Below are 20,206 nucleotides of genomic sequence, written 5' to 3'. Positions count from 1 at the left end.
ACGATCTCCGCCGCACCGGCCGGCCGGAAGTATCCGGCGAACGTGGTGATCCGGACCCTCCGGGTCGGTCGGGGTACCTGATCAGAGGCTTCCTCGGAGTATCTTCCCCGTGCGTCTGCCACGGGGGAGTGATCATGGAGGAGAGCCCGAAGTCGGGCATCGGCCGTCGGCGTCTGCTGCGGAACAGCGCAGTCATCGCCGCCGCCGTACCGCCGGTCCTGGCGGTGGGTGAGGCCGTCGGTGAGCAGGCCGCCTCGGCGGCCGTGCCGAGCTACGACCCGCAGCAGCGGTTCATCCGCCTGGTCGGTGGTGGCGGTGGGGTCATCTTCGCCATCCAGGCCGACGGCGCCCTCTACTGGTACCGCCACCTCGGCTACCAGACCGGGGCGGCGAGCTGGGCCAGCGGCTCGGGGCGTCGGGTCGGCACCGGCTGGAGCTACTTCCGCGCGGTCTTCGGCGGCGTCGACGGATCGCTCTACGCGCTGCGCGGCGACGGCGTCCTGCTCTACTACCGCTACCGGCTCAGCAACGGCACCACCGGCGTCGGCACCTGGATCTCCGGCGGCCAGATCGGGTCCGGCTTCGACAAGTACCCCCGGGTGTTCGGCTTCAACGGCGACATCTACGGGCAGACCTCGGACGGCGACCTGGTCCTGCACCGGTGGGACCTGGTGGCCAAGAAGTGGTCGGTCGACGGCCTGAAGATCGGCAGCGGCTTCAAGAGCACCATCTGTCAGGCGGACACCAACGGCGTCATCTACGCCTACAACTACGGCGACATCTCCTGGTACCGCCACCAGGGCGACGGCGTGTGGGCGCCCGGCTCCGGGTTCAAGATCGGCAGCGGCTTCCGCAACTTCGGGTTGAACGACGGGGTCTGGTTCACCGGTCAGGGCGTTCTCTACGCGATCCCGCCGGATGTGCCCGCCGCCACCCAGACCGGCCGGCTGATGGAGTACCGGCTGACCAACTACCTGACGGTCGGCAGCGACCAGCGGACCGCGTGGATGAACAAGGGGTCGGGGCTGAAGGTCGGCTCCGGCTGGACGGTGCAGCCCCAGGCGGCCCTCCAGGGCTACCCGAACACCCCCAGCGTCCGGCAGGGCGAGGTCGTCAAGATCGCGGTCTCGACCGGGCTGTCCTCGGTCAGCGCGGCGATGGTCCGGTTGGCGCCCGCCGCCGGCGCGCCGGAGGCCGTCTCGCAGCCCTTCTCGGTCGCCACCGGCGTGCAGGCCCTGCCGAAGGGGTACCTCACGGTCGGCTGCAACTGGTCGGACCGGATCCAGTTCAAGATTCCCGCCGACTGGCAGCCCGGCCTGTACGCCGCCCAGCTGACCGGTGCCTACGGGCTGCGCCGCTACGTGCCGTTCGTGGTCCGGCCGGTGCAGCCGACCAACAAGATCGCGGTGCTGGTACCGACCTTCACCTACAACGCGTACAACAGCTGGGGTGGGCACAACCAGTACTGCAACGACATCTTCAGCCAGCGCCCGCTGACCGTCCGCCGGCCGTCCACCGAGTGGAACGTCGACGACCCGGGGGCGCCGGACCACACCCTCTGGTCGGACCTGCTGCTGACCCGCTGGATGACCCGGCAGGGGCTCGCCTTCGACTGCTACGAGGACATGGACCTGCACGCCTCCGGGGCATGGCTCACCAACTACCGGGTGATCGTGCTGGCCAGCCACCCGGAGTACTGGAGCGAGGCCATGCGCCAGAACCTGGTCAACTTCCAGGCCGGCGGCGGTCACCTCGTCTACGCCGGCGGGAACGGCATCTACGAGCGGGTCCGTCCCAACAGCGCCCGCACGGTCGTCACCTACCGACGCAGCACCGACGGCAGACGCGACTATTTCAGCGACCTCGGTCTGCCCGCCTCGCAGCTGGTCGGCACCAACTACATCGCGGCCAGCACGTACGCGCCGTTCCGCGTCACGCAGGACCACCCGTTGCTCGCCGGCACCGGCCTCATCGTGGGCAGCAGGTTTGGCGTCACCGGCTACAACAAGGGCGCCAGCGGCTGGGAGGTCGACGGCATGCGGGGCCTCGCCGGGGAGGCCACCCCGGCCCAGGTCATCGCCGTGGGCGAGAACGCCAACGGCGGCGCCGCCATGGTCTTCATGGAGAAGCCCAACGGGGCCATGGTGTTCAGCGCCTCCTCGATCTCGTTCGCCGGCGCGCTGGCGAGCGACGAGGCGATGTCGACCCTGTTCCGCAACGCCTTCGACCGGATGCTGGCAACCGGCGTGACGGTCCAGGCGACCGAGGCGCCGATGCCGCGTACCAAGTCGGTGCCGGCGGTGCCGGAGCCCTCCTTCATGGAGTGACGTCAGTCCGACGCGGGGTCCCGGTCCTCGGGCGGGGACCCCGGTCGGCGGCCGGACGGGTTCAGCCGGGCAGCAGGTCCGCGGTGAGCAGGGCGCGCAGCCGGAGCCGTGTGGCGACCGCCGGCGGGCAGGTGGCCACCAGGGCGGCGGCCCCGACCACCTCCGCCCCGCCGGCCTGGACCGCCCGGTGGAGCGCGTCGAGTTGGGCACCGCTGTCCACCCAGTCGTCGACGAGCAGCACCCGGTCGCCGGCGCGCAGCCGGCGGCCGTCGACGCCGAGCCGCAGGCGCCGGCCCCGGTGGTCCGCCGGCGTCTCCACCCAGCGCATCGCACCGACCCGCTGCCGCTCGCCGCCGTCCTTGTACGCGGGCAGGAAACCGGCGCCGGCCGCCACCGCGACCAGCGGGCCGAGCAGCAGTCCGGTCACCTCGGGGGCGGCCACCACGGTCGGGCGGGCCGCCGGGAACAGGCCGGCGAGGGCCGGTCCGACGGCGGCCAGCACCTCCGGATCCCGCCACCAGGCGGAGATGTCGCTGACCAGATGACCGCTGTCCGGGCCGGGGTCGACCCAGCGGAACAGCTCGACCAGACGTCGATGCAGCACGACACCCATCCTCGGGCACCGACGCCAGGCGATGGGCCACCCGTCCCGGCCTGCGCTCCTTCGTCCGTTCGGAGGAGTCGAGCCGGGTCAACCGGCTACACGTATGCGGGTAAATGCGGGCATATCACAATGATCAGGTTGACTTCGGAAGTGCTTCTCTCGTTACGGTCCCACCCGGTTTGTTCAGCTGAGGAAAGGACCGGGCGGTGGCTGGTAAGCACTTCCGTACCCGTAAGTTCTCGCCCGTGGGCATCGCCGCCACCGCAGCCGTCGGAGTGGCGCTCGCCGTCGGCGGCACCGTCGGCGCGGTCCAGCTCACCTCCGGCGAGCCCGCCACCCGGCCGGCCGCCGTCGAGGCCCTGCCCAGCACCGTGGCGCCCAGCTCGGCCGCCGCCTCGCCGACCGCGTCCCCCACGCCGAGCCGCAGCCCCTCGCCGAAGGCCACCCCCAGCCCCACGGCGACCCGCACCCAGGCGGCCTCCCGGAGCAAGACCCGGACCGCCAGCCCGACGCCCACCGCGAGGAAGACCACGACCGCCGCCAAGGTCGTGTCGAGCGGCACCTGCGGCGCGTCCTTCTACGACGAGGGTCAGATGACCGCGAACGGCGAGACCTTCAACCCGGACGCGCTGACCGCCGCACACAAGACGCTGCCGTTCGACACCAAGGTCCGGGTGACCAACCCGGCCAACGGCAAGTCGGTGGTGGTGCGGATCAACGACCGCGGTCCGTACGTCGACGGCCGCTGCCTGGACCTGTCCCGCGCGGCCTTCGCGGCCATCGCCTCGACCGACCTCGGCGAGGTCACCGTCCGGTACGAGGTCCTCGGCTGACCGGGTGACCGGCGGCGATCGGGCCGGCGGGGTGACCCGGCCGGGCAGAACCTCCTCGGCCGACGGGCCAGGCTCATTCACCCGTTCCCGTCCATCAGGCATGCTGTCCGATGTACGCACGCAACCCTTCCAGTCGGGCCGCCGCCCGCTGAGCCCCGGATCCCGCGCCGGCCTCGGCGCGGCTCTCGCGCTGCTCGCGCTCGTCTCGGCGGTGGAGCTGACCGACGGCCGGGCGGCGCACTACCTCGCCCTGATGGTGGCCGCGCCGCTGCTCGCCGCCGCGATGGCGTCCTGGCGGGTGGTGCTCGGGCTCGGCGTTCTCGCCACCGGGATCGCGGCCGCCTTCGCCCTCGCCGAGCAGACCGCGTCCCCGGTCACCGCCGTCAACGTCGCGGCGGTCGCCATGGCCGCGGCGATCGCCGCAGCCATGGCGGCGGTCCGCCAGGGCCAGGCCGAGCAGATCAGGGAGCTGTCCCGCCTCGCCTCGGTCGCCCAGCAGGCGGTGCTCCGGCCGCTCGGCCCGCAGGTGGGCACGCTCGCGGTGGCCGCCCGGTACATCTCGTCCAGGGCCAGCGCCGAGATCGGTGGCGACCTGTACGAGGTGATGGACACCCCGTACGGCGTCCGCATGATCATCGGTGACGTCCGGGGAAAGGGGCTGGAGGCGGTTCGGCTGGCCAGCATCGTCCTCGGCTCGTACCGGCATGTCGCGTACGAGCGGGCGGACCTGCGCGCGGTGGTGACCGACCTGGACCGGGCGGTGGCCCGCAACGTGGGCGACGAGGACTTCGTCACCGCCGCGCTGGTCGAGGAGCGGGGCGGCACCCTCACCATCGTCAACTGCGGGCATCCGCCGCCGCTGCTGCTGCGCCGGGGCGCGGTGATCCCGCTCGAACCGCCGGCTCCCGCGCCGCCGCTGGGCTTCATGCCGGTGGTCCGGCCCCGGGTGGAGCGGCTCGAACCGGGCGACCGGCTGCTGCTCTTCACCGATGGGCTGGGCGAGGCCCGCCGGGACGGGGAGTTCTTCCCGACCGCCGACCGGGCCTGGCGGCTGCTCGGTCACGGCACCGTCGCCGACGGCCTGGCGTCGCTGGAGACCGCCCTGGTCGAGTGGGTGCACGGCCGGCTCGACGACGACATCGCGCTGGTGCTGATGGAGTACACCGGCCCGCACAGCGGCGTGACGGCCGCGGTGCCGAGCTGGGAAGTGGGCGCGGCCGAGAGCTGACGTGGGTGCCGGTCAGCCGTGGGCCAGTTCGTCGGTGGCTCGCCGTCCGGCTTCTCCGGCCCGCTGCAGGAAGTCGGCGATCACCTCCAGTTGGGTCTCGTCGTAGCCGGCGCAGATCTCGTCCATCGCGGTGTTCATGCCCGCGTAGAGGCCGAACAGTTCGCCGTTGCGTTCCCGTAGCGCCCGGACGGTCACCGAGCGGCGGTCCGTGGCGGCGGGGTCGCGTTCGCGCACGATCCAGCCGCCGCGTTGGAGCCGGTCGAGGATGCCGGTCATGGTCGCCGGATGCAGGCCCGCCCGCCGGGCCAGCGCGCCCGGGCTGAGCGGCCCGTGCCGGGCGATCAGGTCGAGGCAGTCCAGGTCCACGTCGCGCAGCGACAGGCGTACGCCGACGTGGTGGTTCAGCAGCGCGAGCTGGTTGCTCAGCTCCCGCATCGCCTCCTTGATCCGGACGGCCGTCCGGCGACGTCGGCGCGCATCCGCAGGTTCTACGGAACTCATATTGTTTGAACCTCGTATCAACTGTTACGGTTTCCATATCTTACGGGAGTTGGCCGCTGAGAGCGGTCACGGCGAAGGGATGGCGGATGAAGCTCACGATCTTCGGGGCCACCGGTGGGATCGGTCGTCACCTCGTCGAGCAGGCCCTCGTCGCCGGTCACGACGTCACGGCGGTGGTGCGCGATCCGGCCCGACTGCCGGGCGCTCCCCAGCGGGTGGTCACCGCCGACCTGGCGGCGGCGGACCCGGCGGTGCTGCGGTCGGCGGTCGCTGGCGCCGACGCGGTGCTGTCCGGCCTCGGCCCCCGGTCCTCGGCCGACGCCGGTGTCGCGTCCCGGGGGACTCGGGCGGTCACCGAGGCGATGACCGCGTCCGGCGTACGACGGATTCTGGTGGTCAGCGCGGCCCCGGTCGGGGTCGTGCCGTCCCCCGGTCGGCCGCGCCCGCCCCGGTACGACGAGGGCGACGGTCCGCTGATGCGCTTCGTGCTCGGGCCGGCGATCCGGCGGGTGCTGCGTCGCCACTACGCCGACCTGGCGGTGATGGAGGAGGAGTTGCGGGACGGTGACCTCGACTGGACCGTGGTCCGGCCGCCGCGGCTCACCGACGGCCGGCTGACCGGCGACTACCGCACGGCGTACGGGCGTAACATCCGGGGCGGCCTGACCGTGTCCCGGGCCGACGTCGCCCAACTCATGCTCGCCCTGCTCGACCGGCCGGAGTCGGTACGACGGACCGTCGGCGTCGCCTACTGACTCGGGAGTCAGCCAGTGGCCGGAACCTGAACCGGAAGTGTGTAATCGCTGTCACTTCCACGATCGGCTTGTCGTTGGCTACCGGCGAGTAATACAGTCGGGGTTACTGATCGGTAACACCTGTCCGGAAGCGGGGCCAGCGAGCATGACCCACTACAAGAGCAACCTTCGGGACCTCGAATTCAACCTGTTCGAGGTCTTCGGGGCGGACCGGACGTTCGGCCAGGCGCCGTACACGGACCTGGACGTCGACACCGCCCGCAGCTTCCTCTCCGAGGTCGACCGCCTGGCGCGCGAGGACCTGGCCGCCAGCTACTCGGACAGTGACCGCAACCCGCCGGTCTTCGACCCCACGACGCACACCGCGCCGCTGCCGGCGTCGTTCAAGAAGTCCTACCAGGCGTTCATGGACTCGGAGTTCTGGCGCCTGGACCTCCCGGAGGCCCTGGGCGGCACCAACGCCCCGCGCGCCCTCTGGTGGTCGCTCGCCGAGCTGGTTCTGGGTGCCAACGCTCCGATCTGGATGTACGCCTCCGGCCCGTCCTTCGCGCACGTGCTGCACGTCGAGGGCACCGAGCAGCAGAGGAACTGGGCCAAGCTCTTCATCGAGAAGCAGTGGGGCTCGACCATGGTGCTCACCGAGCCGGACGCCGGCTCGGACGTCGGCGCCGGCCGGACCCGGGCCATCCCGCAGCCGGACGGCTCCTGGCACATCGAGGGCGTCAAGCGCTTCATCACCTCGGGTGAGCACGACCTGAGCGACAACATCGTCCACTACGTGCTGGCCCGCCCGGTCGGCGTCGAGGGCGTCGGCGGCCCCGGCACCAAGGGCCTCTCCCTCTTCGTGGTACCGAAGTACCACTTCGACGAGGAGACCGGCGAGCTGGGCGAGCGCAACGGCGTCTTCGCCACCAACGTCGAGCACAAGATGGGCCTGAAGGTCTCCAACACCTGCGAGGTGACCTTCGGCGAGCATGGCGTACCGGCCAAGGGCTGGCTGCTGGGCGAGAAGCACGACGGCATCCGGCAGATGTTCATGATCATCGAGTACGCCCGGATGATGGTCGGCACCAAGGCGATCGCCACCCTCTCCACCGGCTACCTGAACGCCCTGGAGTACGCCAAGAACCGGGTGCAGGGCGCCGACCTGGTCCAGCAGACCGACAAGGCCGCCCCGCGGGTGACCATCACCCACCACCCGGACGTGCGCCGCTCGCTGCTCATGCAGAAGTCGTACGCCGAGGGCCTCCGGGCGCTGGTCTGCTACACCGCCACCTGGCAGGACAAGGTCGCCGTCGCCGAGGCGGCCGGCGACGAGCGCGCCACCAAGCTGGCCAAGCGGGTCAACGACCTGCTCCTGCCGCTGGTCAAGGGCGTCGGCTCAGAGCGGGCGTACGAGCTGCTCGGCCACGAGGCGCTGCAGACCTTCGGCGGCTCCGGCTTCCTCCAGGACTACCCGCTGGAGCAGTACGTCCGGGACGCCAAGATCGATACCCTGTACGAGGGCACCACGGCGATCCAGAGCCTCGACCTGATCTTCCGGAAGATCGTCCGGGACAACGGCAAGGCCCTGCTGGCGGTCGCCGGCGAGATCCAGGAGTTCATCACCTCCGAGGCCGGCAACGGCCAGCTCAAGGAGGAGCGGCAGGCGCTCGGCAAGGCGCTCGCCGAGATCCAGAACATCCTCGGTGTGCTGACCGGCTGGCTGGGCGAGGCCCAGGGCGGCGACGCTCGCGCCCTCTACAAGGTCGGCCTGAGCAGCCGCCGGTTCCTGCTGGCGGTCGGCGACCTGGTGGTCGGCTGGCTGCTGCAGAAGCAGGCGGAGGTGGCGCTGACGGCCCTCGGTGGCGAGGTCTCGGCCGCCGACCAGGCGTTCTACACCGGCAAGGTGGCCGCTGCCCGGTTCTTCGCCCGCGAGGTGCTGCCGCGCATCGGCGCCGACCGGCGGATCATCGAGGGCGCCGACCTGGAGATCATGGACCTCCCGGAGGAGGCGTTCTGATCCCCGTGAGGTGATCGGACCGGTTCGACCCCGACGACGGCGGCCGGCGAGCGGAAGCTCGCCGGCCGCCGTCGTGGTTTTCGCCCCCCGGCCGGTAGGCCGGCCGCGTGACGGGTAACCGTCGCGGACCACGACAGGACACGCCCAAGGGCCACCGCACGGGGGAGTGCAGCGCACATGGGCATCGGTAGTGCCATCTTTCTCATCGCGCTCGGCGCGATCATGACCTTCGCCATCCGGGCCAACGTCTGGTGGATCGACCTCCGCGCGGTCGGTTGGGTGTTGATCCTGGCCGGGCTGGGCGTACTGCTCACCACGCTCTGGTTCTGGCAGGACCGGCGCAAGCGGGCACGCACGCTGATCGTGGAGGAGAACCGGCTCTCCCACCCGACCGCCATGATGCCGCCGCCGCCGGACCCGCCGCCGCCCACGGGCCCGCCGTCCTGACCGACGACCCCACTGTCAAGCGGGGCCCCTTCTCTGCCGCAGGCGTTGGGAAGAGGCCCTTCCTTGCACCTCAGCCGCGGGCGGTGTGGCGGGCCGTGAGGGGGGCGCCGCCGGGGGCGAGGGCCGCCCAGTCGGTGGTGGGGCGGTGCACCACCAGGTCGGTGGTGCGCATCCCGTCCGGGTCCGCCCGCTCCGGGTCCAGCAGTGCGGAGAGCAGCGAGATGCCCGGATTGTGGGCCACCAGCAGCACCGTGCCGGCGTCCGGCGTGACCGCCCGGACCAGCTCCAGCAGTTGCTCCGCCTGCGCCTCGTACGCGGTCGGCTCGTAGCGCACCACCGGCGACGACCCGGCCGGCCCCGCCTCGTCCGGGGATCCCGTCATACCCAGCGCCACCCCGTGCCACGTCTGCCGGGTCCGGCGGGCGGTGGAGCAGAGCACCACGTCGGGGAGGAGGGCGTGCCGGGCCAGCCAGGCGCCCGCGGCGGCCGCGTCCGCGTGCCCCCGGGCGCTCAGTGGGCGTTCCGCGTCGAGGTCGTCCTGGGACTGTTCGGCCTTGGCGTGCCGGAGGAGCACCAGTGTCCGTTCCTGGTTCCTGCCGTCGGTCATGCGGACAGCTTGCCTGATTGGCGAGATGAGCGCCTGGGTAAGTCGATGGATGCCGCTACCTCATCCATGGCCGCGGCGGTAGGAAACGCCAGCAGAACGCCAAGGAGGCGAGTCATGGGCATCGGTGCCAGCATCTTCCTCATCGCGGTGGGCGCGATCTTCGCGTTCGCCATCGACGCCAACCTGGGGTGGCTCGACCTGAACGTCGTGGGCTGGGTGCTCATGCTGGTCGGCCTGGTCGGCCTGATCATGACGATGTACTTCTGGAGCAGCCGTCGCCGTACGGTGGTCGCCGCCCCGGCCCGCGAGCGGGTGGTCGCCGAGCCGGTCGTGCCGGTCCAGGACGACCGGGTCGTGCGCGAGGAGTACCGGGAGGTGCGCCGCCCGGGCTACCCGGCCTGATCCGTCCCCCAGAGATTTCGAGGGCCCCGCACCGGCGCGGGGCCCTCGTGCTGTCTCCGGCGGCTCAGGAGAAGAGCGCGAAGTAGATCGCGATGTGGTGGCAGATGGCCGCCACCAGGGTGCAGGCGTGGAAGAACTCGTGGTGGCCGAAGACGGTCGGCCACGGGTTGGGCCGGCGCAGCGCGTAGAAGACGGCGCCGACGCTGTAGATCCCGCCGCCGATGATCAGCAGCACCAGGGCGGTGACGCCGCCGGCGTGCAGAATCTGCGGCAGCATCGTCACCGCGACCCAGCCGAGCGCCAGGTAGAGCGGCGCGGAGACCCAGCGGGGCGCGTGCGGCCAGATCAGCTTGACCGCCACCCCGGCCAGCGCCCCGCCCCACACCAGGCCGAGCATCAGGGTGGCGTGCCGGGCGTTCAGCAGCAGGGTGCAGAACGGGGTGTAGGTGCCGGCGATGAACACGAAGATCATCGAATGGTCCATCCGGCGCATGATCTGGTAGCCCCGCTCCGACCAGACCCGACGGTGGTAGAGGGCGCTGGTCCCGAAGAGGCCGCAGACGGTCAGGCTGTAGATCAGGCAGCTGACCAGCGGTGCCCAGCCGGGGCGGGCGGCCGCGATCGAGCACAGCACGATGCCGCAGACGAGGGCCGCGAAGAACGCGTACGTGTGCAGCCAGCCCCGCATCCGGGGCTTTCCGATGTCGACCGGCTTGAGGCGAAGCGGTGCGGAGGTCGTCACGCCAATAGGTTACGGCACCGTAGGTTACTTGCAAGTAGTGGCGTTCGGCACTGACCCGACATCCGCGACCCGCCATCGACGGGCCGGCGTCCGGCCGGGAGGATGGCGGGATGCGGATCCGACCCGTCGGCGCGCACGCCCTGCTGCTCGACTGCGACGACCCCGACCAGGTCCACGCCTGGCGCGCCGAGCTGTGGCGCCGGCGGGACACCGGCGAGCTGACCGCCGTCGAGATCGTGCCGGCGGCCACCACCGTGCTGGTCGACGGCGTACCGGACCCGGCGGCGGCCGCCGCCCGGATCGCCGGCTGGACCCCGCGCGCCGGTGCCGTCGGTGCCACCGCCGCCAAGGTCGAGGTGCCCACGGTGTACGACGGAGCGGACCTGCCCGCCGTCGCCGAGCACTGGGGCGTCGACGTGCCGGCGGTGGTGGACCGGCTGCGGCGCACCGAGTTCCGGGTGGCCTTCTGCGGCTTCGCGCCCGGGTTCGCGTACCTGACCGGGCTCCCGGTGGAGCTGGCCGTGCCCCGGCTGGCCACCCCGCGTAGCCGGGTGCCGGCCGGGTCGGTCGCCCTGGCCGGCCCCTACGCGGGCATCTACCCGACCGCCTCACCCGGCGGCTGGCTGCTGGTCGGCCGGACCGACCTGGTCCTCTTCGACGTGCACGCCGACCCGCCGGCCCGGCTCATCCCCGGCACCCGGATACGGCTGGTGGCGGTGTGAGCGGGGGCGAGATCCAGGTGCTCCGCGCCGGCGCCCTCACCACCGTCCAGGACCAGGGTCGGCCCGGGTACGCCCACCTCGGCGTACCCCGCTCCGGCGCGCTCGACCCCGCCGCGCTGCGCCTGGCCAACCGGCTCGTCGGCAACCCGGAGACCGCCGCCGGCCTGGAGATCACGCTGACCGGTTGCGAGCTGCGGGTCACCCGGGCGGTCAGCGTGGCGCTCACCGGCGCCCACGTTGACGTCCGGGTCGGGCCCCGGCCCGGGGACCTGGGCCGCCCCCTGTCGGTGCCGGCCGGAGCGGTGCTGCGCGTCGGGCCCGCCCGCACCGGGCTGCGTACCTGGCTGGCCGTCTCCGGCGGGATCGCGGTCGAGCCGGTGCTCGGCAGCCGCGCCACCGACACCCTCTCCGGCCTCGGCCCGCCCCCGGTACGCGACGGCGACCGGCTCCCCCTCGGCCGGCCCGCCGGCCCGCCCGCCCCGGTGGACGCCACGGTCACCCCGCCCGTCCCCGGCGAGCTGCAGCTGCGCCTCCGGCTCGGCCCCCGGCACGACTGGTTCACCGCCGCCGCGGTCGACCTGCTGGTCGGCACGACGTACGCGATCAGCCCGGTGAGCAACCGGGTCGGCGCGCGACTGGTCGGCGCGGCGCTGCCCCGCGCGGTGGCCGGGGAACTGCCCAGCGAGGGCCTCGTCCTCGGCGCGGTGCAGGTGCCACCGGACGGCCAACCGCTGATCTTCCTCGCCGACCATCCGACCACCGGCGGCTACCCGGTCGTCGGCGTGGTGGACGACGTGACCCCGCTCGCGCAGGCCCGGCCAGGGACTACGGTGAGGTTCCATGGACCTCAACGCTGACCTGGGCGAGGGATTCGGCATCTGGCGGCTCGGCGACGACGAGGCGCTGCTGGACCTGGTCACCTCCGCCAACGTCGCCTGCGGCTTCCACGGCGGCGACCCCTCCACCATGCACCGGGTCTGCGCCGCCGCCTCCGCCCGCGGGGTCGCCGTCGGCGCCCAGGTCGGCTACCGGGACCTCGCCGGCTTCGGCCGGCGGCACATCGCGTACGACTTCGCCGAGCTGCGCGACGAGACGATCTACCAGATCGGCGCGCTCGACGCGTTCTGCCGGCTGTTCGGCAACCGGGTCGGCTACCTCAAGCCGCACGGCGCGCTCTACCACGCGGCGGCCTGCGACGAGGCCCAGGCCGCCGCGCTGGTCGCCGCCGTCAGCGGGTACGACCACGGGCTGCCGTTGCTCTGCCCGCCCGGCTCCGTGCTCGCCCAACTCGCCGTCGGCGCCGGGCTGCGGGTGGTCGCCGAGGGCTTCGCCGACCGGAACTACCTGCCCAACGGCCAGCTGGTGCCCCGGACGGCCGCCAACGCGCTGGTCACCGACCCGAACGAGGTGGCCAACCGGGCCGTCCGGATGGCCACCGAGCGGACCGTGGTCGCGGTGGACGGCAGTGAGGTGCCCGTCCCGGTGGAGTCGATCTGCCTGCACGGCGACACTCCCGGCGCGGTGCGCTGCGCCGAGCTGGTCCGGGCCGCCCTGATCGACGTCGGCGTCACCCTCGCCCCCTTCGCCTGAAAGGAGGGGCCCCTTCCTAACGCCTGCGGTAGAGGAAGGGCCCCTTCTTAACACCTGGCCGGCGTCAGGCCTCGTCCATGCCGCGGAGGACCAGCGGGAGGCGGGTGGCTCCGTCCTCGACCACGCGGACCGGGACGCCCCAGTCCTGCCGGGTCAGGTGGCAGGCGGCGTGCTCGACGTCGGCGTCGCAGGTGGCCGCCTGCGCGGTCACCTGGAGCACGCCCTCCGCCACCTCGCCGCTGACCACCAGCCGGCGGGACAGGTCCGTCGTCGTCCCGGCCCCCTCGACCAGCAGCTCCGGCGGGGACGCGGAGACCACCAGCCGGGTCGACGGCCCGTACGTCTCGTCCAACTTCTGCCCCGGCGCGGGCGTGAAGATCACGTCGAGGGTCAGCTCACCGGCCCCGACGTCGGTCGGCTTCCGCTCCAGCTTGTGCCGGGGGCCGTCGACGGTGCTCGCGCCGGCCGCGGTGAGCGCCCCGGGGGCCAGCCGGGTCAGCCGGTGGGCCGCCGACTCGACCACCAGCACCTCGCCCTCGGCGGTCACCACCACGTCGCTCGGCTCGGCCAGCCCGTCCGCCACCGTGGCGACCTGGTCGGTCGCCGGATCGAAGCGGCGCACCGCGCCGTTGTAGGTGTCGGCGATCAGCACCGAGCCGTCGGGCAGCGCGCACACCCCGAGCGGGTGCTGGAGCAGCGCCCGGTCCGCCGGCCCGTCGACGTGGCCGAAGTCGAACAGCCCCTGGCCGACGGCGGTGTGCAGCACCCCGTCCTCGACGTACCGGACCGCGCTGGTCTCGCTGTCGGCGATCCAGAGCCGGCTGCCGTCCGCCGAGGCGGAGAGGCCGGAGGGCTGGGCCATCCAGACGTCCGGCAGCGGCCCGTCGCGCAGCGCCTCGACCGTGGTACCCGCGTACACGCCGGCGGTCCGCTTCACCGGGTCGAACCACCAGAGCTGGTGGATGCCGGCCATGGCGATGACGACCTTGTCGTCGTACCAGGCGACGTCCCAGGGGGAGGAGAGGTCGATCGCGAGCGCGTCGTGCGCGTGGTCGTCGACGGTCGAGCGCCACGGCCGGCCGGAGCCGGCGACGGTGACCACCTCGCCGGTGGCGAGCTTCACGCCGCGCAGCAGGTGGTTGACCGTGTCCGCGACGACCAGGTCGTACCCGGCCACCTCGGCGGCGTCCGCGGGGAGCAGGCAGAGGCCCTGCGGCTCCGAGAAGCTGGCCGCGTCGGCCGGGCCGTCGGCGTGACCGCGGGTGCCCGTGCCGATCCGCCGGACCAGCGTCTCGCCGTCGGCGGCCAACTCGACCAGGGAGTGCCGGGCCGAGTCGGCGACCAGCAGGTTGCCGCCGTCGAGCACCACCGCCTTGCCGGGGAAGCGCAGCGTGGTCTCCGGTTCGGCCGGGGGCACGTACGGGCCCTCGCCCCGGTGCAGGGTGCCCTTCGCCTCATGGGTGACGATCAGCTCGTCGATCAGGCAGGCCAGCCCCTCGGCGTGCCCCTCGCCGGCCATGGTGGCGACCACGTAGCCCTCCGGGTCGACCACCGAGAGCGTCGGCCAGGCCTTGGCCGCGTACTGCTGCCACATGTTCAGGTCGGGGTCGTCCAGCACCGGGTGGTGGACGCCGTACCGCTCGACGGCCGCCGCCAGGGCGTCCGCGTCCTTCTCGTGCTCGAACTTGGGCGAGTGCACGCCGATCACGACCAGCACGTCGCCGTAGCGCTCCTCCAGCGGGCGCAGCTCGTCGAGGACGTGCAGGCAGTTGATGCAACAGAAGGTCCAGAAATCTAGGATGACGCAGCGACCTCGAAGGTCCCGCAATGTCAGGTTTCGTCCGCCTGTGTTCAGCCAAGCGCGCCCGCGAAGCTCGGGGGCTCGCACCCGTGGTGCAGAGGTCATGCGGCCAAGCCTGCCACGCCGCGAACGACGCCGAGAGAGGCCCTAGAAACACAAAACGACCCCGGCGCTAGCTGGACTAGGTACCGGGGCCGAGAGGGCGCGGGAAAGGTCCTATGGGGGGTCAGGCGCGACGGCGGCGGCTCGTCGGAACGGGCCGACAGGCCGGGTGGCGTACGGGGTGCGGCTCGCCGAGCTGGTCGGCGATCCACGCGCACAGTTCGTCGATGAGGTCGGGCGGGAAACGGGGCGGCGTCGGGTCGTCTCCCTCGTGGGCGCTCATAGGGCCTGAGATTACGCCGAGGGCTCGCGTCCGGGCGCCCTAGCAACGGCGCCAGAACAGTCCGAAGCGTCGGTACCCCTCGCTACGGTGGCCGGCATGGCTATGTGGCGGTGCCCTGAGTGTGGAAAGTCGTTGATCGTCCCCGAGGCCGAACGCGAGGCCCAGCTCGCGGCGGGGCGGGGGATTTGCGTCGAAGACACGGTCGTCGTTAAGGGGCGCGTGGTCGTGGCCGGCGGTAAGCCGGTGACGGTGGAGCCGAAGAAGCTCCAGGGCTGGCACAAGAGGTGCCTGGACGTCGACACGGCGCGGCTTAACGAGGAGCTGCGGAAGGCGGCGGAGGAGGCTCGGGCACGCGTCGTGGCCGAGGCCGAGGCGGTCCTAGCCGCAGCTCGGGACGGCCGGGAGTGACCGAATGACGGCCGATGCGGGATCGCCCAGCCGGCCAGAGGCGACCCGCAAGACAGGCGCGGTAGGGCGTGTAAACGCGGCAAGGCCCCGCACCGGACGTCATCCGGGCGGGGGCTCAGGGTTGCCACTACATGACGAGGGCGATGATCGCGGCGATGGCGGCGACAGCCGCCAGGATGGTGTTGGACCACGCGAGCCGGTAGGCACGGCGTGCCAACCGGTCCGAGGCTTTAATCGCTCGGCGGCGCTCGCGGCGCTCCAACTCGTCCATGTAGTACTGCGTCCCGACCACGGTGTTCCCGGCGTGGTGGTCATGCTCGGCGATGAGTTCCTCATCGGTTGCGGCGCGGAGGTCTGCGATTTTTCGAACCACGGCCCCAGGTTAGGCCGGGCGCGCCACTAGACGCGGTAGGCGCTGGGGACAGCGCCAGCCGTGCGCGGCGGCGTACGCGAGCCAAGCGGGCTCGGCGTCGGCGAGCGTGTAGCGCATCCAAGCGACGAGGGCGCGGCGCTCTTCGGGCGTCCGGGCGCGGCGGTGCGCGACCTCGTAGACGGCGTCGCGTAGCTCCCACGCCAGACCGTCGCGGCCGTCCCACGTGTACGCCTCGCGAAGACGGGCGGCCAGGGGGGCGAGCCGGTAAGGGTCGTCGGTCGGGTAGAACGCGGGCGACAGCGGGACCACGCGTAGGCCGAGGCCGCGGGGAGAGTGGCACCGACGGCGGGTCGGCGAGCCGGCGACGGCAGCCGGTGGGGCGCTTTCATGGTTGCAGAAGATCATCGGCCTCTCACCACAAGGGAATTCAATGCCGACCGTGGACGTTGTTGATCTTTGTTGATTCACTCACGGATATCGGGAGACAGATATGTACAAGTTGCGGAAGCCAGTTGAAGCCGTGCAATACGAGTTCGCGGCCTTCGAGGCTTGCTCGGCTCTTGTCAAGAGCGTTCATCCAGAGGCCAGCATCATGGGGCAGCACGGTTACTTCCGGGCGTACAACGACGGCGGGAACTACTCCATCGCGTCGGGACAGTGGCTCGTCAAGATCGGCAGCTCCTTGGCAGTGTTGGACGACGACCAGTTCCGAGAGCAATTCGAGCCCGCTGGGTAGGTCTACGACCACAACCCCTATGCCCGTACAGACAGCGAGGTGCTATGCCGCTTCGGCGCCGCGTCTTGCCGGTCGAGGGCCACCCCCGAGGGGGGCAGGGCTGCGCCCTAGCTAGCCGTGAGTGATATCCGCAGTAGTTCGTCGACCAGCTCGGCGACACAGTCGGGTGTGCACAGCGGTGGCACGGTCGGCTGTCGGGCTTGGGGCGGTAGCGATAGTGATCGGTGTCTAGACTGCCGCGATGAACACGCGACCGAACCCGACCAATCAGGAAACGCCACCGGGCGCGATAGTTGGCGTGGTAGGCACCGTGGCGGCAGCCATCGGAGTCTTGATCATCCTCTTGCAACTGACGGCCACCTCGCTACCAGGTCGGCTTTTCCTTGTCGGGGTGGTGCTTGTAGTCGGTGGCCTGCTACTGCGGGTCGAGTCCGCTATCCGTGCCACAAGCCGTCAGCGCAACGCTGCTGACGACGGCGCGGCCTAACGGGCCTGCGGGGGCCGGGCCGAGGTTCGGGTAGGCACGCGTCAGTCGTCGACGGCCTGGGCGTCGCTGGCCGCGCCAGCCTCGGCGGCGGCAATCGTGGACTGTGCGAGGACGAGCCGGGCGACCTCGCGCCGGATCGCCGTCGGCGTCCGGGCCTTGAGGTGCGCCGCGAACGCCGGCGAAAGGCCGTAGTGGTCGAGGGCCTGGGCGACGACGTCGTCACGCGTTAGGCGTGGCTCGGCCTCGCGCCGGCGGGCGGCCTCGGCGGCCTCGGCGACGGCACGGCCGACGCGGTCGGTTCGGTGGTTGACCTCGGGCACGCTTACCGCCCGACCTTGATCGGCTCGTCGCCCGGCATCCTGAACTGCGCGGCGCGGGCCTCGGCCTCGGCCACGAGGCGACCGGCCTCGGCGCTGTCCGGCGCGGCGAGTGGATCGGGCGCGTACGCGTCGACCGGGATACCGGCCGTCGCGGTACGGACGTCGATAAACGCCTTGTCGATGCGCGTCGACAGGCCGTCGTGCGTGATCGCGTCCTGGCGCGCGACCTTCGCGTAGTGGTCACCCACGATCGCGGCCAGCGCGCGACGACGGTCGGCGTCCGGCTCGCGGTACGCGGCGGCGACGTCCAGGTCGGCGGCGGCAAACGTCAGGGCGCGTGCGCGGGCGTAGGCATTGGCGGCCTCCTGGGCGGCCCGCTCGGCCTGGGCGGCCAGCTCGGCGAGCGGTGCGAGGACGATCGGTCGCAGCTCGGCCCGATGCGCCGGGACGCTCGCCTCGGCGGCGCGGGCGGCGACCTGCGCGCGGCCGGTACACGCCCTTACCTCGGCTTGGGCGTGGGCGAGCCTGGCGGCCGTGTGGGCGGGGTCGATCGCGGCCGGCAGCTTGGCCTTGCCCTCGCGGATCGCGCGGGCGATCTCGGCCTTGTTATCGGCGGCGGCGTCGTTGATCTCGTCGACCTTCGCCAGGGCGGCGCGGGTCGCGTCCTGGGCGGCGTCGAACGCGGCGAACGTGTCGCGGACGGCGGCCGGGCATCGGGGGTCCGCCAGGACGGCGGCGGGGAGGGTGGCGTCCAGGGTGACGAATTGGCCGTAGGTGTGCATAGGGGCGGGTCCTTTCAGGGGGCGGGGTGGGGTTGTCAGGCGGTCGGGTCGGTGGGGATGAGACGAATGCGCACGCGGCGGTGGTGGCTGCTGCTGAGGACGCGGCACCCGTACGTCTCGGCCAGGCGGTCGCCAGCGGCCCGGGCGGCCTGAGTAGCGGTGTTCTCGTCGCCGGTACGCGCCGGGTGCCCCTGCGGAAGGCGGGCGCGTAGCTCGCCGAGGAGGTCGTCGCGGCGGCCGCGCCAGTCGCCCTCGCCCTCGACGCAGAGCCTCGCCAGTACCCGCGCGAGGGCGGCGACCTCGGCGGTGGTCATGGCGGGCGCGGGCGCGCTCGCCCATGCCGGCTGGCCGTGGCGGTAGTCACGGGGCATTAGGTGGCGGGGTCCTTTCTCGGGGTATGCCGAACGCAGTAGGCGCGCAGACGGCCGGCGTCGTCGCGGGCCGTGTTTCGGGTCGGCTTGCGGCACCGGCGGCCGTCGGGACGGTGGCCGCGGCATCGGTAGCGATCGGCCCGTAGGGCTTGCCAAACGGCGGTGTAGGGCTCAGGGGTAGTCACGGTCGGGGGCGCTCTTTTCGGCTGTGTACGGGGGTCTGTGAGGGGGTGGGCGGGGCGGACCGAGGCCAGGCCGCGCGTGGACCCCCAGCAACGGCCCGGCCTCGGAAGCGCAGCGGCCGGAGACGGCGCGCGCTCGGCCTCCTCGGACCCGCCCAAGGGCGAGGAGGCGTCTAAACAGAACGCCCGCCGTACCGGGGCGGCCGGTAGGGCGGGCGTTCGGTGGTGCGAGGGTTAGGCGACGCGCGGGCGGCGCCGGGCGCGGTCCAGCGGGAGAACCTGGGGGGTGTCGGCGGTGGTGGGCGTCGACCGCTCGGCCGTGGTCGGGCGGCCGGTCTGGAGAGCGGCGGCCCAGCGGTTGAGATGCGGCCGCAACTCGTCGTAGGCCAGCTCGGCCACGCGGTCGAGGACGGCCTCGGCAAACGCGGTCGACTCCTGCTCGGTCATGCTGCGGCGTTCCTCTCGGCGGTGGGGGCGTGCTGTCGGGCGAGGAAACGCGCGAGGATCACGCGCTGATCGGCCCACGCGAGGCGCGCGACCCGGTCGGCGACCTCGGCGACTACGGCAGGCTCGGGGACGGCGTAGGCGTAGCCGGCGGCCGTGCGCGAGCGTGGGCCGAGGAGGCGGTCGGCGACCGCGTAGAACGCCTTGACGCCGGGGACGACCGGCACGGCGGGCGAGCCGTCGTCGGCGGCTTCCTCGGCCCAGCCGTCGGGGTCGTCCTCGTACCACTCGACGAACTCGCCCAAGGCGTCGACGGCCTGGGCGTGGAGTTCGCGGGCGTCGTACCGGCCGGGGGTGGCGTCGGCGAGCCAGAGGCGGAGCCAATGCTCCGCGGATTCGACCTCGCGGGCCTTGCGGCGGTAGCGGGCGATGCGCTGGCGCTCGGTGGCCGTCGGCGGCGGGCCGGTGCGCTCCTTGCGCACGGCCGGCGGTCGCCACCTGGGCGCCACAACGCGGGCGGCCTTGACGACGTCCAGGAGGTAACCGACGACCTGTGAGGGGTCGCCGTGGCGGACGTAGATACGGAGGTCTGAGTAGGGACGGCCGGCGTCCTCACGCTCAGGCAGCGCGGCCAGCTCGGCGCGCAGCTCGTCGACGAGGCGGCGGAAGTCGACCGGGCGGGGGTCGGCGGTCGCGCCGTGCGGGCGGCGAAGGATCGCGGCCCGGGACGCGTAGACGTCGGCGGCGGCGGCGAGCGTCGGCAGCGCCCAGACGCGGGCGAGGATGCGGGGGGCGGGAAGCTCAAGGGTTAGGCCACTGTCGAGCCGTAGCCGGCGCGGGCGGTCGGCCGGGCGGGGGTAGCGGCGACCGTCGCGCAGGGCGGCGAGGGCGTCGTCGGGCCGCGTGGTCGCGGCCTCGGTTGATGATGAGCCTTCGGCGGTTGCCACGGCTCTCCTTCCGTTGTGTGGGCGGGGCGGGCGACGCTGAGGGACGGTGATGCGCGAGCGGGTGCCATATCCGGCCTATGCGCCAGCGGGGGTCGGGGTGTTCACGACGTGCGGCGGGGCGCGTTTTTCCCTCTCACTATGCCTATGGGCCAGCGTGTTCATGCACCGGCGGCTATTTTCGCTGGTCATAGCGTTTTGAGCGTTTTCGGC

26 protein-coding genes are annotated in these 20,206 nt (G+C 72.4%); 13 read left to right on the top strand and 13 right to left on the bottom strand.

Annotated features, from left to right (window positions below; genetic code table 11):
- Positions 1 to 134 precede the first annotated feature (134 nt).
- Complete coding sequence (locus Q2K19_RS10690) at positions 135 to 2,327, top strand: N,N-dimethylformamidase beta subunit family domain-containing protein (RefSeq protein ID WP_302770053.1); 2,193 nt, start codon at positions 135 to 137, stop codon at positions 2,325 to 2,327.
- A gap of 61 nt (positions 2,328 to 2,388) precedes the next feature.
- Here Q2K19_RS10690 and Q2K19_RS10685 read toward each other — a convergent pair whose 3' ends face one another.
- Positions 2,389 to 2,940, bottom strand: a complete 552-nt coding sequence (locus Q2K19_RS10685; protein ID WP_302770051.1) for a phosphoribosyltransferase family protein — start codon at positions 2,938 to 2,940, stop codon at positions 2,389 to 2,391.
- A 197-nt stretch (positions 2,941 to 3,137) separates the two neighbouring features.
- On the opposite strand from Q2K19_RS10685, the gene Q2K19_RS10680 reads away from it, so the two are divergent.
- Both Q2K19_RS10680 and Q2K19_RS10675 read left to right on the top strand, forming a co-directional pair.
- Positions 3,138 to 3,764 (top strand): septal ring lytic transglycosylase RlpA family protein, encoded by a 627-nt coding sequence (locus Q2K19_RS10680; protein WP_302770049.1) that lies wholly within the window; start codon positions 3,138 to 3,140, stop codon positions 3,762 to 3,764.
- A 100-nt stretch (positions 3,765 to 3,864) separates the two neighbouring features.
- On the top strand, positions 3,865 to 4,992 hold the full coding sequence (locus Q2K19_RS10675; protein WP_302770046.1) for a PP2C family protein-serine/threonine phosphatase: 1,128 nt from the start codon (positions 3,865 to 3,867) through the stop codon (positions 4,990 to 4,992).
- A gap of 12 nt (positions 4,993 to 5,004) precedes the next feature.
- Here Q2K19_RS10675 and Q2K19_RS10670 read toward each other — a convergent pair whose 3' ends face one another.
- Positions 5,005 to 5,427, bottom strand: a complete 423-nt coding sequence (locus tag Q2K19_RS10670; RefSeq protein WP_302770044.1) for a MarR family transcriptional regulator — start codon at positions 5,425 to 5,427, stop codon at positions 5,005 to 5,007.
- Positions 5,428 to 5,579: 152 nt separating this feature from the next.
- Between Q2K19_RS10670 and Q2K19_RS10665 the strand changes: the two genes are divergently transcribed.
- The 3 genes from Q2K19_RS10665 (at position 5,580) to Q2K19_RS10655 (ending at position 8,697) form a co-directional block, all read left to right on the top strand.
- The gene (locus Q2K19_RS10665) at positions 5,580 to 6,248 is read left to right on the top strand and encodes an NAD(P)-dependent oxidoreductase (protein WP_302770041.1); all 669 of its coding nucleotides are present in this window, start codon (positions 5,580 to 5,582) and stop codon (positions 6,246 to 6,248) included.
- Between the two features lie 145 nt (positions 6,249 to 6,393).
- Positions 6,394 to 8,250, top strand: coding sequence for an acyl-CoA dehydrogenase (locus Q2K19_RS10660; protein ID WP_302770039.1), 1,857 nt, complete (start codon positions 6,394 to 6,396; stop codon positions 8,248 to 8,250).
- Between the two features lie 177 nt (positions 8,251 to 8,427).
- Positions 8,428 to 8,697 (top strand): DUF6458 family protein, encoded by a 270-nt coding sequence (locus Q2K19_RS10655; protein ID WP_302770038.1) that lies wholly within the window; start codon positions 8,428 to 8,430, stop codon positions 8,695 to 8,697.
- 70 nt (positions 8,698 to 8,767) lie between these two features.
- Here the strand turns inward: Q2K19_RS10655 and Q2K19_RS10650 are convergent, their stop codons facing one another.
- Complete coding sequence (locus Q2K19_RS10650; protein WP_302770035.1) at positions 8,768 to 9,304, bottom strand: SixA phosphatase family protein; 537 nt, start codon at positions 9,302 to 9,304, stop codon at positions 8,768 to 8,770.
- Between the two features lie 114 nt (positions 9,305 to 9,418).
- Here Q2K19_RS10650 and Q2K19_RS10645 point away from each other — a divergent pair, with 114 nt between their 5' ends.
- Entirely contained in the window at positions 9,419 to 9,706 is a 288-nt protein-coding gene (locus Q2K19_RS10645) for a DUF6458 family protein (protein ID WP_302770032.1), read from the top strand.
- Between the two features lie 64 nt (positions 9,707 to 9,770).
- On the opposite strand, the gene trhA is transcribed toward Q2K19_RS10645, so the two are convergent.
- Entirely contained in the window at positions 9,771 to 10,448 is a 678-nt protein-coding gene (gene trhA / locus Q2K19_RS10640; protein WP_302770028.1) for a PAQR family membrane homeostasis protein TrhA, read from the bottom strand.
- Between the two features lie 110 nt (positions 10,449 to 10,558).
- On the opposite strand from trhA, the gene Q2K19_RS10635 reads away from it, so the two are divergent.
- From Q2K19_RS10635 to Q2K19_RS10625, 3 genes are read left to right on the top strand one after another with little or no spacing between them, the layout of a single operon-like run.
- Positions 10,559 to 11,170 carry a 5-oxoprolinase subunit B family protein gene (locus Q2K19_RS10635; RefSeq protein WP_302770027.1) on the top strand — a complete coding sequence of 204 codons (612 nt, stop codon included), beginning with the start codon at positions 10,559 to 10,561 and terminating at the stop codon, positions 11,168 to 11,170.
- Positions 11,068 to 12,027, top strand: coding sequence for a 5-oxoprolinase subunit C family protein (locus Q2K19_RS10630; RefSeq protein ID WP_446839755.1), 960 nt, complete (start codon positions 11,068 to 11,070; stop codon positions 12,025 to 12,027). The genes Q2K19_RS10635 and Q2K19_RS10630 overlap by 103 nt, the downstream gene beginning before the upstream one ends.
- Positions 12,011 to 12,760, top strand: a complete 750-nt coding sequence (locus Q2K19_RS10625) for a LamB/YcsF family protein (protein ID WP_302770024.1) — start codon at positions 12,011 to 12,013, stop codon at positions 12,758 to 12,760. Before Q2K19_RS10630 ends, Q2K19_RS10625 begins: the two co-directional genes overlap by 17 nt.
- A 64-nt stretch (positions 12,761 to 12,824) precedes the next feature.
- Here the strand turns inward: Q2K19_RS10625 and Q2K19_RS10620 are convergent, their stop codons facing one another.
- Entirely contained in the window at positions 12,825 to 14,666 is a 1,842-nt protein-coding gene (locus Q2K19_RS10620) for an NHL domain-containing thioredoxin family protein (protein ID WP_302770021.1), read from the bottom strand.
- Between the two features lie 121 nt (positions 14,667 to 14,787).
- Positions 14,788 to 14,946: a hypothetical protein gene (locus tag Q2K19_RS10615; RefSeq protein ID WP_302770019.1), complete on the bottom strand. Its 159-nt coding sequence runs from the start codon at positions 14,944 to 14,946 to the stop codon at positions 14,788 to 14,790.
- Between the two features lie 96 nt (positions 14,947 to 15,042).
- Between Q2K19_RS10615 and Q2K19_RS10610 the strand changes: the two genes are divergently transcribed.
- On the top strand, positions 15,043 to 15,354 hold the full coding sequence (locus tag Q2K19_RS10610) for a hypothetical protein (protein WP_302770017.1): 312 nt from the start codon (positions 15,043 to 15,045) through the stop codon (positions 15,352 to 15,354).
- Between the two features lie 127 nt (positions 15,355 to 15,481).
- Here Q2K19_RS10610 and Q2K19_RS10605 read toward each other — a convergent pair whose 3' ends face one another.
- The gene (locus tag Q2K19_RS10605) at positions 15,482 to 15,727 is read right to left on the bottom strand and encodes a hypothetical protein (RefSeq protein WP_302770016.1); all 246 of its coding nucleotides are present in this window, start codon (positions 15,725 to 15,727) and stop codon (positions 15,482 to 15,484) included.
- 9 nt (positions 15,728 to 15,736) lie between these two features.
- Positions 15,737 to 16,036: a hypothetical protein gene (locus Q2K19_RS10600; RefSeq protein WP_302770015.1), complete on the bottom strand. Its 300-nt coding sequence runs from the start codon at positions 16,034 to 16,036 to the stop codon at positions 15,737 to 15,739.
- A gap of 181 nt (positions 16,037 to 16,217) precedes the next feature.
- Between Q2K19_RS10600 and Q2K19_RS10595 the strand changes: the two genes are divergently transcribed.
- Positions 16,218 to 16,463 (top strand): hypothetical protein, encoded by a 246-nt coding sequence (locus Q2K19_RS10595; RefSeq protein WP_302770013.1) that lies wholly within the window; start codon positions 16,218 to 16,220, stop codon positions 16,461 to 16,463.
- Positions 16,464 to 16,704: 241 nt separating this feature from the next.
- Entirely contained in the window at positions 16,705 to 16,950 is a 246-nt protein-coding gene (locus tag Q2K19_RS10590; protein ID WP_302770011.1) for a hypothetical protein, read from the top strand.
- Between the two features lie 41 nt (positions 16,951 to 16,991).
- Here Q2K19_RS10590 and Q2K19_RS10585 read toward each other — a convergent pair whose 3' ends face one another.
- The 5 genes from Q2K19_RS10585 to Q2K19_RS10565 all read right to left on the bottom strand — a co-directional run bounded on the left by Q2K19_RS10585 (position 16,992) and on the right by Q2K19_RS10565 (position 19,996).
- A complete protein-coding gene (locus Q2K19_RS10585) occupies positions 16,992 to 17,270 on the bottom strand; it encodes a hypothetical protein (RefSeq protein ID WP_302770008.1) in 279 nt (92 codons plus the stop codon).
- A 2-nt stretch (positions 17,271 to 17,272) separates the two neighbouring features.
- Positions 17,273 to 18,052 (bottom strand): hypothetical protein, encoded by a 780-nt coding sequence (locus tag Q2K19_RS10580; RefSeq protein ID WP_302770007.1) that lies wholly within the window; start codon positions 18,050 to 18,052, stop codon positions 17,273 to 17,275.
- A gap of 35 nt (positions 18,053 to 18,087) precedes the next feature.
- Positions 18,088 to 18,423: a hypothetical protein gene (locus tag Q2K19_RS10575; RefSeq protein ID WP_302770005.1), complete on the bottom strand. Its 336-nt coding sequence runs from the start codon at positions 18,421 to 18,423 to the stop codon at positions 18,088 to 18,090.
- A gap of 416 nt (positions 18,424 to 18,839) precedes the next feature.
- A complete protein-coding gene (locus Q2K19_RS10570) occupies positions 18,840 to 19,052 on the bottom strand; it encodes a hypothetical protein (protein WP_302770002.1) in 213 nt (70 codons plus the stop codon).
- Entirely contained in the window at positions 19,049 to 19,996 is a 948-nt protein-coding gene (locus Q2K19_RS10565; protein WP_302770000.1) for a hypothetical protein, read from the bottom strand. The genes Q2K19_RS10570 and Q2K19_RS10565 overlap by 4 nt, the downstream gene beginning before the upstream one ends.
- Positions 19,997 to 20,206: the final 210 nt, after the last annotated feature.

Source organism: Micromonospora sp. NBRC 110009 (assembly GCF_030518795.1).
Taxonomy (GTDB): Bacteria; Actinomycetota; Actinomycetes; order Mycobacteriales; family Micromonosporaceae; genus Micromonospora.
Note: the sequence above shows the minus strand (reverse complement) of the source record. Positions and strands in the feature narration are given on the sequence as shown.

Coding starts and splice junctions, on each gene's coding strand:
- Q2K19_RS10620 (WP_302770021.1), bottom strand. CDS start 14,666: ATGACCTCTGCACCACGGGTGCGAGCCCCCGAGCTTCGCGGGCGCGCT.
- Q2K19_RS10685 (WP_302770051.1), bottom strand. CDS start 2,940: ATGGGTGTCGTGCTGCATCGACGTCTGGTCGAGCTGTTCCGCTGGGTC.
- Q2K19_RS10590 (WP_302770011.1), top strand. CDS start 16,705: ATGAACACGCGACCGAACCCGACCAATCAGGAAACGCCACCGGGCGCG.
- Q2K19_RS10655 (WP_302770038.1), top strand. CDS start 8,428: ATGGGCATCGGTAGTGCCATCTTTCTCATCGCGCTCGGCGCGATCATG.
- Q2K19_RS10635 (WP_302770027.1), top strand. CDS start 10,559: ATGCGGATCCGACCCGTCGGCGCGCACGCCCTGCTGCTCGACTGCGAC.
- Q2K19_RS10580 (WP_302770007.1), bottom strand. CDS start 18,052: ATGCACACCTACGGCCAATTCGTCACCCTGGACGCCACCCTCCCCGCC.
- Q2K19_RS10660 (WP_302770039.1), top strand. CDS start 6,394: ATGACCCACTACAAGAGCAACCTTCGGGACCTCGAATTCAACCTGTTC.
- Q2K19_RS10610 (WP_302770017.1), top strand. CDS start 15,043: ATGGCTATGTGGCGGTGCCCTGAGTGTGGAAAGTCGTTGATCGTCCCC.
- Q2K19_RS10645 (WP_302770032.1), top strand. CDS start 9,419: ATGGGCATCGGTGCCAGCATCTTCCTCATCGCGGTGGGCGCGATCTTC.
- Q2K19_RS10675 (WP_302770046.1), top strand. CDS start 3,865: ATGCTGTCCGATGTACGCACGCAACCCTTCCAGTCGGGCCGCCGCCCG.
- Q2K19_RS10690 (WP_302770053.1), top strand. CDS start 135: ATGGAGGAGAGCCCGAAGTCGGGCATCGGCCGTCGGCGTCTGCTGCGG.
- Q2K19_RS10575 (WP_302770005.1), bottom strand. CDS start 18,423: ATGCCCCGTGACTACCGCCACGGCCAGCCGGCATGGGCGAGCGCGCCC.
- Q2K19_RS10625 (WP_302770024.1), top strand. CDS start 12,011: ATGGACCTCAACGCTGACCTGGGCGAGGGATTCGGCATCTGGCGGCTC.
- Q2K19_RS10570 (WP_302770002.1), bottom strand. CDS start 19,052: ATGACCGAGCAGGAGTCGACCGCGTTTGCCGAGGCCGTCCTCGACCGC.
- Q2K19_RS10615 (WP_302770019.1), bottom strand. CDS start 14,946: ATGAGCGCCCACGAGGGAGACGACCCGACGCCGCCCCGTTTCCCGCCC.
- Q2K19_RS10670 (WP_302770044.1), bottom strand. CDS start 5,427: ATGCGGGAGCTGAGCAACCAGCTCGCGCTGCTGAACCACCACGTCGGC.
- Q2K19_RS10665 (WP_302770041.1), top strand. CDS start 5,580: ATGAAGCTCACGATCTTCGGGGCCACCGGTGGGATCGGTCGTCACCTC.
- Q2K19_RS10650 (WP_302770035.1), bottom strand. CDS start 9,304: ATGACCGACGGCAGGAACCAGGAACGGACACTGGTGCTCCTCCGGCAC.
- Q2K19_RS10595 (WP_302770013.1), top strand. CDS start 16,218: ATGTACAAGTTGCGGAAGCCAGTTGAAGCCGTGCAATACGAGTTCGCG.